The sequence below is a fragment of the Paenibacillus sp. H1-7 genome (genome assembly GCF_022354825.1).
Lineage (GTDB): Bacteria > Bacillota > Bacilli > Paenibacillales > NBRC-103111 > Paenibacillus_S.
Genome location: NZ_CP031168.1, coordinates 1,313,189 through 1,328,873, shown reverse-complemented (window position 1 = coordinate 1,328,873; position 15,685 = coordinate 1,313,189). Strand labels below are relative to the sequence as shown.

Annotated in this window: 15 protein-coding genes and 1 riboswitch; of the genes, 2 read left to right on the top strand and 13 right to left on the bottom strand. The window is 53.2% G+C overall.

Annotated features, from left to right (window positions below; translation table 11 throughout):
- Positions 1-64: 64 nt before the first annotated feature.
- The 10 genes from DVH26_RS06075 to DVH26_RS06030 all read right to left on the bottom strand — a co-directional run bounded on the left by DVH26_RS06075 (position 65) and on the right by DVH26_RS06030 (position 10,068).
- On the bottom strand, positions 65-1,165 hold the full coding sequence (locus tag DVH26_RS06075; protein WP_239632230.1) for a GerAB/ArcD/ProY family transporter: 1,101 nt from the start codon (positions 1,163-1,165) through the stop codon (positions 65-67).
- A gap of 22 nt (positions 1,166-1,187) precedes the next feature.
- Positions 1,188-1,412: a hypothetical protein gene (locus DVH26_RS06070; RefSeq protein WP_239632228.1), complete on the bottom strand. Its 225-nt coding sequence runs from the start codon at positions 1,410-1,412 to the stop codon at positions 1,188-1,190.
- Between the two features lie 6 nt (positions 1,413-1,418).
- Positions 1,419-2,615 (bottom strand): Ger(x)C family spore germination protein, encoded by a 1,197-nt coding sequence (locus tag DVH26_RS06065; RefSeq protein WP_239632225.1) that lies wholly within the window; start codon positions 2,613-2,615, stop codon positions 1,419-1,421.
- 23 nt (positions 2,616-2,638) lie between these two features.
- Positions 2,639-4,138 (bottom strand): spore germination protein, encoded by a 1,500-nt coding sequence (locus DVH26_RS06060; protein WP_239632223.1) that lies wholly within the window; start codon positions 4,136-4,138, stop codon positions 2,639-2,641.
- Positions 4,139-4,366: 228 nt separating this feature from the next.
- Positions 4,367-5,137 carry an ATP-binding cassette domain-containing protein gene (locus DVH26_RS06055; protein ID WP_239632221.1) on the bottom strand — a complete coding sequence of 257 codons (771 nt, stop codon included), beginning with the start codon at positions 5,135-5,137 and terminating at the stop codon, positions 4,367-4,369.
- Positions 5,061-6,107 carry an ABC transporter ATP-binding protein gene (locus tag DVH26_RS06050; RefSeq protein WP_239632219.1) on the bottom strand — a complete coding sequence of 349 codons (1,047 nt, stop codon included), beginning with the start codon at positions 6,105-6,107 and terminating at the stop codon, positions 5,061-5,063. The genes DVH26_RS06055 and DVH26_RS06050 overlap by 77 nt, the downstream gene beginning before the upstream one ends.
- 43 nt (positions 6,108-6,150) lie before the next feature.
- Entirely contained in the window at positions 6,151-7,098 is a 948-nt protein-coding gene (locus DVH26_RS06045) for an ABC transporter permease (RefSeq protein ID WP_239632217.1), read from the bottom strand.
- A complete protein-coding gene (gene nikB / locus DVH26_RS06040) occupies positions 7,095-8,036 on the bottom strand; it encodes a nickel ABC transporter permease (protein WP_239632215.1) in 942 nt (313 codons plus the stop codon). Before nikB ends, DVH26_RS06045 begins: the two co-directional genes overlap by 4 nt.
- Positions 8,037-8,038: 2 nt before the next feature.
- Complete coding sequence (locus tag DVH26_RS06035; protein ID WP_239632213.1) at positions 8,039-9,631, bottom strand: ABC transporter substrate-binding protein; 1,593 nt, start codon at positions 9,629-9,631, stop codon at positions 8,039-8,041.
- 44 nt (positions 9,632-9,675) lie between these two features.
- The gene (locus DVH26_RS06030) at positions 9,676-10,068 is read right to left on the bottom strand and encodes a (2Fe-2S) ferredoxin domain-containing protein (RefSeq protein WP_239635290.1); all 393 of its coding nucleotides are present in this window, start codon (positions 10,066-10,068) and stop codon (positions 9,676-9,678) included.
- 168 nt (positions 10,069-10,236) lie between these two features.
- A riboswitch (cobalamin riboswitch) is annotated at positions 10,237-10,438 on the bottom strand.
- Positions 10,439-10,708: 270 nt separating this feature from the next.
- Here DVH26_RS06030 and DVH26_RS06025 point away from each other — a divergent pair.
- Positions 10,709-10,864, top strand: coding sequence for a DUF1540 domain-containing protein (locus DVH26_RS06025; protein WP_239632211.1), 156 nt, complete (start codon positions 10,709-10,711; stop codon positions 10,862-10,864).
- 156 nt (positions 10,865-11,020) lie between these two features.
- Here DVH26_RS06025 and DVH26_RS06020 read toward each other — a convergent pair whose 3' ends face one another.
- Together DVH26_RS06020 and DVH26_RS06015 are read right to left on the bottom strand one after the other, a co-directional pair.
- Positions 11,021-11,467, bottom strand: a complete 447-nt coding sequence (locus tag DVH26_RS06020; RefSeq protein ID WP_239632209.1) for a bactofilin family protein — start codon at positions 11,465-11,467, stop codon at positions 11,021-11,023.
- Positions 11,468-11,497: 30 nt separating this feature from the next.
- Positions 11,498-12,460 (bottom strand): M23 family metallopeptidase, encoded by a 963-nt coding sequence (locus tag DVH26_RS06015; protein WP_239632207.1) that lies wholly within the window; start codon positions 12,458-12,460, stop codon positions 11,498-11,500.
- A 197-nt stretch (positions 12,461-12,657) separates the two neighbouring features.
- Here DVH26_RS06015 and DVH26_RS06010 point away from each other — a divergent pair, with 197 nt between their 5' ends.
- The gene (locus DVH26_RS06010) at positions 12,658-13,749 is read left to right on the top strand and encodes a ParM/StbA family protein (RefSeq protein WP_239632204.1); all 1,092 of its coding nucleotides are present in this window, start codon (positions 12,658-12,660) and stop codon (positions 13,747-13,749) included.
- A gap of 484 nt (positions 13,750-14,233) precedes the next feature.
- Here the strand turns inward: DVH26_RS06010 and DVH26_RS06005 are convergent, their stop codons facing one another.
- Entirely contained in the window at positions 14,234-15,493 is a 1,260-nt protein-coding gene (locus DVH26_RS06005; protein WP_239632201.1) for an MFS transporter, read from the bottom strand.
- Positions 15,494-15,685 lie beyond the last annotated feature (192 nt).

Below are 15,685 nucleotides of genomic sequence, written 5' to 3'. Positions count from 1 at the left end.
AGAGCGAAATCGGGATGTTTTGTTTTACTTGGACGGCAGCTATTCAACCATCTATACATAGCCCTCAGCTCGGCTTCCGCATGCCTCTCATATAGAAAACCGCGAGCAGCAGCAGCGGTACCGCCACCGCATAGGTCAAATCCCAAAAAGGCCAATAATGCTGAAGCAGGTCGGTGTAGAAGGAGATGTTCGGGGAGATAAGCGAGGCCAGTCCAAATAGAATCAAGGCGTAAGGAAGGTCGAGAAAGCGTCTCTCCTTCAAACCTAGCAATTGGGCCGAGCCCATGACAAGTGCATATAAATACAAGGTGCATTTGAAATAGGTGGACATAATCCAAACGATGGCTAGGAGAGCCTCCAATCTTTCCAGAAAGTTGCCGATACTGATCTTCTTGGCCAGCCCATAAGCCGGATATATTTGATGAGAGGTAATATACGCGCCGAGAATCAGAATGCTGATCAAGACTACTGCAAGGATACAGACGGCGCCGATCATGGATGCTACCATAAAATCCTTTCGCATGTGACTCCCTTGCTTGACATACGGCATAAGCATCATAAACACAATCACCGTCTCCGTAAAAGGATAGACAACGGCGTAAATCGAGCCGGTCAGAACCGGCCTTACTCCATCCCCCATTATAGGCAAAAGCTTGTCCGTCTCGATTTGCGGAAGCAGCAGCACGAACAGGGCAATAAAAAAGAACGAAAACCAGGGAATCAATAATTCCCCGGCCCTGCCAATAGACTCCAGACCGCTTCTCAAGCTGAAGAACAGCACAAAAATAATCATGACATGAATTGCCCTGATAGGAGTTTCCGTCATCATCTGCGACGTGACGAAATCGCTGATTTCTCTCGTCATAGCAGACAGGTTAAACAAATAATACAACAGGAACAGCACCGACATGGTACCGCCAAGCCAGGTCCCAAGCAGGGAACGGTTCAGTTGAATGATCGTCTCGTTCGGCTTGAGTCCGATCAATCTTAAAAAAAGCCACACGACAAAAGCTCCCCCGAGCAAGCCAACAACTCCTGAAAGCCATGCGTCCTGCTTGGCAGCCGATGCCGTTATGGAAGGAAGGATCAGGATCGTATCGCCGATCGTTACGAATATGACAAGCACAGCCATCTGCTGGATGCTGATTTTTCCGTTCTCTAGCATGGGCGCTCACCTTATTCTATGTTTAATGAAAAACCAGGTTGCTTAGCGGTCCGTAGATGATCTTCAAAATATTCAACGGGCTCGGGAGATTAGCTATCCGAACGGCAGCTACGCTGAGCACGGTACCTGCCGCCAGCATCGACGTAAATACAATGGTTTCCTTCAGCATCCGTTTCCGGATTAACGCCGGAAGCTCCATGACGGCAATCACCACCGCCACACCAATAACGACTAGAGTTAATATCATGCCGGACTACTCCTTTATATCGTTTAGGAACGAATTTCCTACCGTACCGAGCTTGCGGATAATGACATCCACCTTGTACCGGACCTTCAAATGAGTAAAGTGTTCAGACCAGTCGGCCTGCAGCCGTTTCCACGTCTTGGGCTCTGAGCGGTAAATCGCCTGTCCAAAGCCGAAAATATCCGATTTGAATTTTGTTTGCGTGACGGATACCGCCTTCTTCATCCGTTCAGTAATGATGTCCTCCGTCTTGGTTTCCAGCATACGAATCGTTTCCGGATCTTCCAGATTGATCTTGCATTCCACCTCTCCGACGCTGGACTGATTTTTCATCACGATTTCAATAACCGGTTGCCCCTCTTCCATCACTACTTTGATTTTGCTGTTGGTCCGGAGTGTCTCTATTACGACATTGCCGCCGTCCGGACATTTGACATGCCCTACTGTGCTTTTCACATTATCCATTATGTAATTGTACCCCTTGCTCTCGTCTTCGCTCAGCCAGCCGACCAGCTTGTCCCTTTTGAACACAGCCAGGTTGGAGAACCGCAATCGAGCCGCAGGAAGAATTTGCTCCACATTTTGTTTCTTCTCTCCCTGCTGCGGGTCGCCAAGCACTTCAATTCCCGATAAAACGGGATTGATCCCCGGCCCGACAAGCTCATTGATCAGCTGATCGAGAGTAAAGGTGGTCGTCGGCGCCCATGCACGGGAGGAGGCTTCCAATGAGGCATACAATTTGTTGGACGGGATTTTCTCCAAGGGCGTCAATATTTTCAGAATCTGCTCCGCCTCTGTATCTCTTGCCACCATAATATAGAAATCCGTCCTCGGCTCGGAATCCCGCGACAGCAAATCCAGCACCTTGCCTATGCCCTCCCGGGCCAGCGATTCTCCCAGAACGAGCACTCGGATGTGAGAAGCATATATTTTCCGGGGACTGATTTCCGTCAATTTGCGGAAGGCCTCAAAAACCGTCGGAGCGGTTGTCTTATACATAACAACGGGGGCATAGGTCCCGCTTTCTTTTTTTGCGGCGACGGCAGACGGCTCTACAACCTGCACGGCAACCTGGAATTCGTTCCCTCTCTTATCGATAGCCGTTCCCAGCTGGATTCCAAGCGTATTAAGCTCACGGCGGTTCCAGCAGCCGCTCAGAAGCAAGATCATCACTCCCAGGAGCAGCAGCAGCCCAGTCTTTTTCATGAGCAGCCTCCTTGCTTCTTGAACTACTTTTGGCGAGTTCTGTTGTCACGGCTTAACAGCTGGGGACGTCTCTTCATCTGCCTCCACGGAAGCCGGAACAGCGTATCCTTCTGATCCCGCAAGTTAAAGGGTCCGAAGGGGCTCATGTAAGGGACTCCGAATGAGGATATGGCCGACAGATGGACGACCATTATAAGAATCCCGATCAAGATGCCGTATAATCCGAAGGATGCGGCGAGGCCCATGAGGAAAAACCGAAGCATGCGTACGGAAATCGACATATTGACGGCCGGGATCACATAGCTCGAAATAGCCGTAATCGAGACGAGGATTACCATAACCGCCGACACGACTCCCGCCTCCACAGCCGCCTGCCCAATAACCAGCGTACCGACAATGGATACGGCTTGCCCTACCGTCCTCGGCATCCGGACTCCCGCTTCACGCAATATTTCGTATGTCGTTTCCATCAGCAGAGCCTCAATAAAGGCCGGAAAAGGAACACCCTCGCGCTGGGCGGCTAAATTGATGAGCAGATTGGTCGGCAGCATCTCCTGATGGAAGGTGGTAATAGCGATATAAAACGACGGCGCCAGCAGCGCGATGAAGAAGGACAAATAGCGGATAACCCTCAGCAGGCTGCTGATATCGGCCCTTTGATAATAATCTTCGGCCGATTGGAAGAAATGGACGAACAGGGCGGGCACCAGCAGGACAAAAGGGGTACCGTCGACAAGGATGGCCGCTCTCCCCTCCAGTAAGGCTGCAGCCACCGCATCCGGCCTTTCGGTATTATACAGGGTAGGAAAAGGAGTATATTTCTTATCCTGAATGAGCTCTTCGATATACCCGCTTTCCAGAATGCCGTCGATATCGATGGATTCCAGCCGGTTGCGTACCTCCTGCACCATTCGAGGATCGGCAATCGTATTCACATACATGATACTGACGCTTGTCTTGGTAACGCGACCGATTTGCCTCGTCTCCAGCCATAAGCCGGGATCCTTGATCTTTCTGCGGATCAACGCGGTATTCGTACGGATATTTTCGGTAAAAGCCTCCATAGGACCGCGAACGACGGTTTGCTGCGACGGTTCAGTGACGGTTCGGTCTTCCGGCCCGTAAATTCCTACGCGCAGCCCCTTGTCCAACCCGTTCAGAAGCAGGATCGCGTCGCCGGACAGCAGATGGTTATAAAGCTCGCTCATATCCTGTACGACGGATGTGTGTCCGGCCGTCAGCACTTCCTCTTGCAAATAGGGAAGAACCTTGCCGTAATCAATGCGGTCCGCTTCCCCGTCCTTCGGCTTCCTCCTCATGAAAGGAGCGATAACCGCATCGTGGAGCAGCGCGTTATCTACCAAGCCTTCGATGTAAAACAGCGAGGCGCGGACGCTGCCCCAGTGCATGTCTTTGACGATAAGGTCCTGACTATTGCCCAAAGTATCGCGAATAGCCGCCTTGTTTGTCAGCAAATCGGCATGGATTCCGGTCGTTGTGGTTTGGGTCGGTAGAGTATCCATCAGCAAGTACCTCAGTCTGATAATATTCCTATTATGACCAATGGAACCATTATTATTTATTTCCCGTTCCCGTTTACGGTCTGCTTGCTGCTTTGGGCAAAAAAAGCTCCGGCATCCCCGCTTTCTCGACCAAGGCCGATACAACGAGTACGGTGCCGGAGCTTCATTACTATAGTTGGAAAATAAGTCCAGGACCCTGTCTTCGTTAATAGCTCGATAGACCTGTCGTCAGTGCTGAAACGCTCTGAACGTCTCGATCAGCTGCTGCGTATAAGGATGCTTCGGCTCCTCCATCAGCTGATCGACATGTCCCGACTCGACGATCCGTCCGTGCCGCATTACAGCGATCCGCTGACCGATGCATCGAACCAGATCGAGATCGTGGGAAATGTATAAGTACGTCATCTGCCTCTGCTGCTGGATATGCTGCAGGAGCTCAATGACTTGCGCCTGTACGGACACATCGAGCATGGAAGTCGGCTCGTCCAGCACCAGAAAGCTCGGATCGAGAGTCAGCGCCCGCGCGATGACGATTCTCTGGATTTGCCCGCCGCTAAGCTGGTGGGGATAGCGGTACAGCACGTCGCTGCCCAAGCCTACCAGCTCCAGCAGGTCGAGTACCCTGGCCTCCCCCTCCTCCCTGCTGTGAGTACGGTGCAGCACCATAGGCTCCAGCAGGCTGTCGAGCATCGTTCGCCTCGGATTCAAGGCGGAATCCGGGTGCTGGAAGATCATCTGCATCTGCCGCCGCAGCGGACGCATCTGCTTCATATCATAACCGGTGATGTCTTCACCGTTGAAATAAATGCTGCCCCCCTCCGGCGGGAGCAGCTTCATGATCATCCGCGACAGCGTCGACTTGCCGCAGCCGCTCTCTCCGACGAGTCCCAGCGTCTCGCCCTTCGCGATGTGAAGCGTTACGTCATCGACCGCGACCGATGTACGCCGGCTCCATCTCCCGCTGCGAAACCGCTTGTACAGCCGGTCGACTCGAATCATACAGCAAGCACCTCACTTTGATTTGGCATCCGTTCGCTGCGGTGCCCGATCCATTCGGGCCGGGCCGGGCCGCCTCCTCAGCCAGCGCCGTCATACCGGGAAGCACGGAGCTGCACTCGGGAAGCCGCTCCTGGCACCGCGGGTGGAAGGCGCAGCCGCTCACGGCTTCCGCGAGTCCGGGACTCGCGCCCGGGATTGGCTTCATCCCTTTGCCCGGGATGGAGGCGAGCAGCCCCCGCGTGTACGGATGCCGGGGCGATGCGAACAGCTCCCGGACCGGCGCCTCCTCCACGATGCGGCCGGCGTACATGACGCCGATCCGGTCGCATAACGATTTGGCCACGTGCAAATCGTGGGTAATGACCAGCATCGACGCGCCGGAGCTGCGGGCTGCGGTGCGAAGCAGGTCAACGACCTGCTTGCGCACCATGGCGTCCAGCCCCTTCGTCGGCTCGTCCGCGATGATTAGCGTTGGCGCGCCCGCAACGCCGATGGCGGCAAGCACCCGCTGCTTCATGCCCCCGCTCAGCTGGAACGGATATTGCTTCAGCTTCCGTTCCGGCTCGGGCATGTTCAGCTCCCGGAGCAGCCGGACGGCCTGCTCTCGGGCTGCGGAGCGCCGCAGGCGGCGATGGAGACGAAGCGACTCCATGATCTGGTAGCCGACCGTCAATACCGGATTGAGCGAGGCGGCCGGGTTTTGCGGAATGAGCGCAATGTCCCTTCCGCGAATCGCCCGCAGCCGTCGGGGGCTCAGGCGAAGCAAGTCCTGGCCCTTGTACAGGATGGATCCGTTCACCTCGGCTTCAGGCGGGAGCAGCCCGGGAATGGACAGGCCGAGCACGGATTTGCCGCTTCCCGTCTCCCCGATCAGGCCCAGGATTTCGCCACGATGTAGCCGCATCGTGACTCCTTTGACCGCTTCCGCGATCCCGTCCGCAGCAGGGAAGCCTGCACGGACATCGCGCATCTCCAGCAGCACATCCGATTCGATAACAATCCCTCCTTATTCTCTATAACCGCAGCAGCGATTCCGGTTTGGACTCTTTCGTATCGAGCCAATCCCTCAAACCGTCCCCCAGCCAATTGACGCATAACGAAACGGCGGCAATACAAAGGCCGGGAGCGGCGATAAGATGGAAATAGCTGCGGAAGTAAGGCCTCGCATCGTTGATCATTACTCCCCAATCCGGGGCCGGGGGCTGCAGCCCAAGACCGAGGAAGCTGAGCGAGGCAACGGATAACATCACCCGTCCTACGCGGACGGTGAACAGAACGATGAGCGGTCCGAGCATGTTCGGGACGATATGGCGCGCTACGATATACCCGTGTCCCGCCCCGAGTACGCGAATCCCTTCGATGTACGCTTCCTCCCTCAGCTTCATCGCTTCGCCGCGGACGACACGGGAGAAATCGGCCCACGAGGTCAGCACCAGCGCGATAAAAATGCTCTTCACGCCTGGCCCCAGCGTGCCCGCTATCGCAATCATCAGGCTGAGTCCGGGCAAGCCTTGAAAGATTTGAATGATTCCTTGGATCGCGTCATCCACCCAGCCGCCGAAATAGCCGGAGATCGTCCCGATGATAAGACCTATCAGCAGCGTGGCCGCCGTTACGGCGAGTGCCAGCACGATCGTAATACGCCCGCCGTGCAGCAGGCGGCTGAATACGTCCCTCCCGAGCGTGTCCGTCCCTAACCAATGCTCGCTTGAGATGGGGGCCAGCCGATTCGACATTTCGATATGAATCGGATCGTAAGGAGATAGCCACGGGGAAGCGAGGCTGCAAAGCACGATCAAGGACAATACGGTTAACGCTATCGTATTGGAATAGGTGAAGAATGCCCGCTTCATCCGCTTTCCTTGACCCTTACGGCCAATCGCTGCTGGAAGAGCCGAAGCGGATATGCCGGAAGATGCCGCCGTCTCCGCCCCTGTCTGCGGAAGCTCGTTTCGTTTCATCGCATTCTCGCCCCCAATCTCATCTGCGGATGGATGACGATATAAGACAAGTCCACCAGCAGGTTGAACAATATGTAGACCAGCCCCGTGAACACGACATACCCTTGGATGACGGGGTAATCTCTGCGGTAGATTCCTTCCACGGCGAATCTTCCGATCCCCGGAAGCGCGAAGATAACTTCCACGATAACGGAGCCGCCCAGGATAGCACCGAAATACGTGCCTAGCACCGTCACGATAGGAATCAGCGCATTGCGCAGCCCGTGACGAAGCATAATCCGCACGTCGTGCAGTCCTTTGGCTTTGGCCGTCACGATGTAATGCTGCCCCCACACTTCGAGCAGCGCAGCCCTGGTGAGCCGCATCAGCACGGCGCCGGTCCCGGCGGCAAGCACGATAGCCGGCATCACGATATGCCTCCATGTCCCGTAACCGCTGGTCGGCAGCAGCTGCAGCTTCTCCGAGAGCAGCGTAATCAGCAGAATCGCCAGCCAAAATCCGGGAATCGACAGAAACAGAAGGCCGATCGCCCGGCCTGCGTGGTCGATTACGCTGTTTTTGCGAAGCGCCATCAGGATGCCGAGCGGAATCCCGATCCCGGCCGCAAACAGCACCGCCATTAAGGATACGCTCAGCGTTACAGGCAGCCGGCGGAGCAGCTCGGCGCTAACCGGCTCCTTCGTCATGTAAGAAGTGCCGAGATCGCCCTGAACCGCATTCGCTAACCATCGTCCGTACTGAACGGCGTACGGTGCATTCAGCCCCAGCTGCTCCCGCATAGCGGCTGCTTCCTGCTCCGTAGGCTCCCTGACACCGCTCTGGCTCAACGCCTCAACAGCCGGATCGCCCGGCGACAAGACGCTGAGAGCAAACGCTATGAGCGAGACGCCGATCAGAACGGGAATGGCGGCCACCCATCTGCGAAGGAGATATTTCATGGCTACTCAGTCCATTCCAGCTTAGACAGCGTCGTTCCGTAGATCGTCGCTTGATAGCCCTTGATTTTCTTGTTATACGCAATCAGATTCGCATCATTGAACAGAGGAATCGTCGGCAGGTCTTGAGCCGCAATCGTCTGAATTTCGTTATAGATCACTTTCCGGTCGTCCATGCTTAGCGTTGTTTTCGCCTGATTCAGCAGCTGATCGATGCGCTCGCTTTTGTAGCCGAGGCTGTAGCTTTTATTGCTTGGCCCGCCGCTCGACAAATAATTCGTAAACAGCGTGAACGGATCGGCGTTCGGCAGCCCTTGCGTTGCCAGCGCCAGATCATACTCCCCTTTGGCCTGCGCCTCCTTGAATGCTGCGCCATCCAATATTTTGATTTGCACATCCAGGTTCAGCTCTTTGAGCACCGACTGCAGCAGCTCGGCCTGCGCTTTGTAAGGGTACCGGTCCAACCCGTAGGTCGGCACGATGAGATCGATCTTCTGCGTCTTGCCTCCGGTCGCTTCCGCTGCCAGCCGCTTGGCCTCGGCCGCATTCGTGACCGTTTTGATCTCCTTATAAAAAGGAGACGTCGCGTTCAAGATGTTGACCGTTTCCGTCGGGTAGCCCAAATAAAGCTCCTTCACCAGCTGCTGACGATCGATAATCATGCTGACCGCCTGACGCATGGCAGGATCGTCAAACGGCGCATGCTTGCCGTTCGGGTGAATGTAATGGGAGATCGTCGATTTGGTCACCGACACTTCAAAGCGGTTATCCTTCACCAGCTCCTTGGCCAATGCCGGAGGGAGCGCCCCCAAATCCATGACGCCCATAATTTCGCCGGACTTCAAAGCGGCCAGTCTCGTGTCCGGATCGGGGATGACGCGAACGCGGATCTTTTTTGTTTTGGCTTTCTCGCCATAGTAGCCTTCAAAAGCTTCCAGCAGCGCATACTGATCCTTCTGATGCTCGATCAGCTTGAACGGTCCGGTTCCTTGCGGCAGACCGTTGAAATCGCCTTTTTCATTGAAGTTCAACGGGCTGTATATCGGGCTTGCGAAGTTGACCATCGAGTACAGCAAAGCAGGCTGCGGGTTATCGAAGACGAGCTTGAAGGTCATCTCGTCAACCTTCGCCGCTTCCTTTAACCCTGGATAAGCGCTTTTGATATCCAGCGTATAGAACGGGGAGCTTTTCGGGCTAACCTGCTTGTACCGGTAGAAATTAGCAATTACGGCATCTGCGTTCAACGGCTGGCCGTCATGGAATTTCACGTTATCCTGCAGCTTGAACGTCCACTCCTTGCCGTCCGGGGACATCGTCCACGATTTGGCCAGCTTCGGAGCCGGCTGACCGTCTTCCGCCGAGGTGACCAGCGGTTCCCATACGTATAGAATCGTGCTTGTGTAATAAGCGTCTTGAGGTCCCGGCGCCAAATCCCGCGGAGCGGCAAGGACGACTTCCTCCGGATTGGCGATGGCCGTGCCTGTCTGATTCGCCGGCCTGGAAGCAGGATTCGCCGTACTGCATCCGATCAAAGCTAATAAAAATATGATTATTGCAGCCACATAAGGCATTTTGTGTATTCTTCTGTTCATGTTCATGTATGACCCTTCTCTCTATGTATAAATAAAAATGAATGAACCGGTTAAACTGCATTGTCTTGTTTCTTCCTGGCCGCTTCCTCCCGGGTCGTTCCAGCAGCACCGAGACCGGTTGCAACAAAGACCTTATCGTACGTATATACCAGATGCTCCTCCAGTACATGTCCTTGAAGCAAATGCTCACGGACTATTCGTCTGCCCAAATCGGGAGTTATCGATTTATACCAGATCCCTTGCGGATACACCGTGACGACGCAAGCGTCCTCGCATCGGCCATTGCACCGGGTTCGCGTAGTATGAATCGAATCGTCGGCTCCCCAGGCAGCAATTTCATCACGAATGGCCAGAGTCACCTCATCGGCCTCCTTTCGGGTACAGCTGCCTCCGTTACAAATCAGTACATGATGGCTTGTCTTCGATAAATCCCATGTCGCCAATCTTGCCACTCCCTTTCTTCTTGGCTTCAAGCCTTTGCTCCAGCCGGGATGTAACGCAAAAAAGGCGTCTTTACCCAGCACAAAATAAGGTAAAGGCGCCCCATATAATCCATAAAATAAATAGACGATGGTCGTCCTTAACACCTCCCTATCTTCCGTAGGTTCGAATCAGTGCTGTCAGAACAGGCAGGTCTCCTGGCTCCGGGATCTTCGTCATTGGCGGCCTTCCCGATCTTTGAACCGTTCAAAGATCAGTGGCATAGAGTGCCGTGACTACTCCGTTACAGTGGCGGGACCGCGTCGGCTTTACACCGAACTTCCCTATTAAGCTTCAGCTAACAGCTGAAGCACCTGTTCCCATCATTTAGTTGTCATCAAACAACACTGATCATACACGATTATTCATTTTTTGTACAACTTCATTCCTTTTAATAGTAATTATTACAATTAAACAATAACGATTTATTCTTCCATTGTCAACCTTCGGGTTTCCGGTCCATTTGAAAACCACCCGAGAATAACCTGTACGCTTTGCCGGGCCTAAACTTTCCTATGCAAAAAAAGCCCGACCTGTACGGCCGGACCCGGGTATAAAAAGCTATGCGATTTGCCCATCCTAGACAGGAGGGGGGTGAGACCTATGGCAAGAGACGTATTGTGTGAAGTGAACTCCTGTAAGTACTGGGCTGCAGGAAACCAATGCAACGCTTCTTCGATTTATGTTGTCAGCCAACGCGGCAACAAAGCAAACAATTCCGAAGAAACGGACTGCAAAACGTTCGAATCGAAAATTTAAATTTTTCTTTTCCCTCGCAGAAGACAGCCTATCGATCCATAGGTTGTCTTTTTCTTTGCTCGTTAAACAGTATTGCCAATAATAATGATAATTATTATCAATTATCGATTCCCTGCCCAAAAAGGTTATCGCAAGAAAATTCCCGCTCAGCCCTAACTACATCGTAGCCATATTGCCGCCGCCGTAATTCGTTTGGAACGGGTTCGACGGCATCGGCTCCTTATCCTGCTTCTCCTGCGGCGCTCCTGCGCCGTTGTCCATTTTGCTCGTGCCCTGGAATACGCCGCCTTCGTCGATGATAAGCGATTGCGCCGTCGTATTGCCATACAGCTTGCCCGTTGACCGGATCGTCAGCTTGCCCTTGCACAGCACATTTCCGTTGACGGTTCCCGCCAAAATCACGTTTCTCGCGATAACGTTCGATTTGACCACGCCATGCTCGCCGATCGTCACATCTCCCGCGCAATCTACGTCTCCGGTAATATGCCCTTCGATTCGGATACTGGCTTCGGATTTGATGCGTCCTTCAAACAAGGTACCCTCTCCGATCAAAGTATCGGTCGCTTGAATATCCCGCCCGATTTTTTTGCTTTTAAACATCATTTCGCCTCATTTCTGATTAGTATGGTCATTCTAGTTCAAATAAGGTTTAGGATCCGTGCTCTGGCCGTTCTTCAGCACCTCATAATGCAGGTGGGCCCCGGTGCTTCTTCCGGTTGAGCCTACCAGACCGATCACGTCGCCTTTTTGCACTCGTTCGCCCTGCTTGACGTTGATTTTATTTAGATGCATGTACCACGTTTGCAGTCCTTTTGAATGAGTAACCACAATGTTGTTTCCATGCGAGGAATCGCTGCCTGTAGAACTGACAATCCCGTCTGCCGTAACCCGTACGGGAGTATTCATCGGTGCAGCAATGTCATAACCGCTATGGAAGCTTGGTCTGTACGTAAACGGATCCTTGCGAATCCCGAAGCCGGATGTAATATTCCTGCTGTCCACGGGCCAAATGTTCGGCGTAATGCGGAGCAGCTCCTGCGCCTGAACGGCCTTTGCCTTCGTATCGGTAATGCTGCCTTGAAGCTCTGCCACTTCTTGGTTCATGGAGCTCAGGTGCTGTTTCGTCTGCTCGAGCAGCGTCTTGATCTCTTCGTCGGTGACAGGACGGTTGGAGCCGCCCATCGCGTTCGAATCTACGGAGGAGGATGCGGCAGATGCGGTTGATTTGGCCGCGCCCGTGATCGTGCGAACTTCGTCCTCCAGCTTGCGGATATCATCGATTCTCCCCTTCATCTCCACCGTTTGCTGGGATAATTGGATCAGCTCGTTTTGCAGCTGTTCGATCGTATCGTTCTTCTCCTGGACCGTGGTGCTGTACACAGCCTCTTGACTGACGATGCGGCTCTGCAAGTCCGCCGTGACCCATGATGTCCTCGCATGGTTCACATACAGGACCAGCGTAACCGACAACAAGGCAATTAGTCCTGCTCCGGCACAATAAAGGAGCGCCTTTGGTACTTCAAATCGCCGGACCGCGCTGTTGGCATCGGGAATAATGACGAATGTAAACCGTTTATTGATCCGTTTGACCTTCATGTTAGCTCCTTTAAGCTTGGCACAAATTAACATTATTCGATAGAATACGATCTTATTCGTCGCATCCCGGGAAAAAACCTGCCGATGTTTTCATAAATAGTGGAAAATAGTTCTAAAGTACGAAGGGATTTTGTTGAATTAAATCGAATCATAGTACCAAAGTAATTTATTGGAGCTGACTGGAGGGAAATTCATACATGATCTTGGCCGGAATCGATATCGGCAACGATAGCATCAAGGTAGTCCTGGACGGGGTTCGCGATCCGTTAATGATCCCCAACATTGTTGCACCCGGGTATGAAAGACATATTTTGCAGGAGGAGGATTCTCCTCTGAAGGCACTTGATGTCGTAGTGCACAGCCCACGTTTGTCAAGAAACAATCAAAGGTACTTCGTCGGCCTTCTAGCCATGGAGAACGAGGATAGCGTAGAGCTCGAGGAGACGGATAACAAAGCGGTGTCGGATCAGTCGCTGATCGTCGCAATCACCGCACTGGCTTACGCAGGCATAGCAAGCCAATCGGTAGCGAGCACCGGCTTCGGCAATACCGAGGAAGTGGAGTATGTAATAGGGACCGGGCTTCCGGTACGCACTTATTCGTATTATCACAAACAGTTCGAGGACCGTCTGGTCGGGGAGCATGAGGTCACGTTTCTGTCTACGCCTCACCTCAAAAACCGCAAGATCAAAGTATCGATCCGCAAAGCCGTCGTATCCATCGAAGGAGCGGCCGCATTGTTTCAACTGGCAACGCACGACAATTTGCAGGTGAAGGACGAAGAGCTGTACCACGGCTGTATCGGAATTTGCGAGATGGGTGCGCTAACGACGGATTTTCCGGTCATCAACAAAATGAGCATCGATAATCAGTTCAGCACTGGAGAACAGATCGGACTGGCTACGTATCTGGACAACATTATCCGCGATGTGGAGGACCAGTACGGCTACCGGTTCCCCAGCCGCGCCAAGCTGGTGCAGCGGATCAAGCGAAACGACTTCGCGATACGCCGTATCGGTGAAGGCCAGTCGAGCATGAAGCCGGTAGTCGATATGTACTTCAGCCGGGCGGCGCACAAGATCGTCGATCTGATCAAGAAGCGCTGGAAGAAGCACCCCGACATCCAATGCTTCTATGTTGTCGGCGGCGGAGCTGCCGCGCTCCGTCCTTATATTATCGACGCCGCGGGCCCGATGAAGCTGCGGTTCGTGGAGGACAGCGAGCTGCTCAATGTGCAGGGCTACTTGAAGCTCGCCCGAAGCAAAATGAATCAGAACGCGTTCGTGTAACGAGCGGTTGTCACTTCTTTCACTGCAGGTGCCTGTACCTGCAGTGATTTTGTTTTATGGATAAATTAGGCAGGAACACAAGCGACTTCCGCAATAGTACCGTATACTATCTCAGATCGTGAGAGGAGCTGATAGGTAAATGGCATATCGTAATCACAATTGTTGTCCTCCAACGGACCCCATTATGACTAACCCGCGGAGGGTTGTTAGAAACTTTTATCATCCGCAGCTTGTGCAAGTGATTCACCCTATTGAAATCGTCAACCGTCACCATTGTTACCCTGTCTACCAGCATTCGGTCACTTGCAGCGAAAGAGACGAATGGGTAGGAAGCGCTCAACCTTATTTCCGCAAAGACAATCAATAATTGACGTCGCCCTGACAACCTCGGAATTGCAGCATCCAATATGGTGAGCCGAGCGCGCCAAAAGGACCACCCGGTTTGTAACCGGACGGTCCTTTTGGGGCAAAGCTTTTCAATGAATTACGCTTCTCCGGGAGATTCCGCCGATCCGGCTGAGCTCTGCCGGTTGCGATACAATGGAATCATTACCAGCACGCCGATGATAAACAAGATCGCTGCGGCTTCATACATAATGACAATGTTGAACACGCTTTTCAGCCAACCGGCCAAGCTCATCGTGACGACCATCCCTCCCATGAACAGAGGGTTCAAGATACCGTTGACCCGGCCTACATACGCTTCATCCGTATTGCTCAAAATCATCGTGTTGATACCGATCTGGATGGCCGGAAGCACCAGCCCCGAAATGAATTGAGCCGCCAGCGTGAGCCACAGAGAGGTCGAGAACCCGATGACGATCATCCCGATCGCGCTGACGACCATCCCGATGCCTAGCATCGTTTGCGGCGAATACTTTTTGGACAACCCAAGCGCGAAGCCTCCGCCAATAATCATGGCAACGCCGTTGGCGGTCATAAGCCATTGCAAGTTCTCCTTCGGCAGACCGAGCCGCTCTGTCACCAGAAAAATACCAAGCGGCTGGATCAGACCGATGGCCAGTCCCGCGCTCAAGAAACAGCCGCCCAAAGTGGTCAATGTTTGTTTGGACAATACGTAACGGAAGCCTGCGGCCATTTCCTCGCCCAAATTCGTCTTCGCCTTCTCCTCTTCAGCCGCTGCCTTGTCGGAAGGCAGCATCAGCAGAACGGCGGCGGACAGCAGGAATGCGATGCCCATAATGAAAATCGCCGTCTGAATCCCGTAGTTTTGGTATACGAAGGTACCGAGAATCGGCCCCAATACCATGAACAGTGCAAACATCGTCTGATAAATGGACATGCCCATCTGGATCAGCTCGGCAGGGACATGGATTTTAAACAAACGCATGCCGGACGGCTGGGAAAACTGCGATAAAATCGCGGAAACGAGAGTGGCAAAAAACACGGCCTTCCAAGAGCCGTACACTAGCGTAAGAAGGACGGCGAATACGGAGACGGCGCTCAGCACGTCACACCAGATCATCGTCCGCTTCGGCATCCAACGGTCCGCAAACGTCCCTCCGATGAATGAAAAGATAAAAATCGGCGCAAATTCCGCCACCGAAATCAGCGATACCGCCTTGGCATCCCCGTTCGTCTGATCCATAACAAACAGCAGGACGGCGAAGTTTCTCACCCAAATTCCTATTTGCAGAAATAAACCCGATAACAATATCGCCTGCACAAACCGGTTGCGCAGCAGCGATCCTATTCCTTGTGAAGCTGACATCTGTTGTATCATTCCTTTCGTATATCCATTGTTCGCCATTTCACTGCTGCAGCCGCTCTAAACAGTTCATCTGAAAACAGCACGTTGTTATTAACGTTATGTTCGATCAAAAGGTTGCCTTTATCGTCTATTATCTCCCATTCTCCCTACTTCAAGACGACCTTTCCTTGGCGAAAGCGCGGCACCGGCTCTTTTTTCCGAATG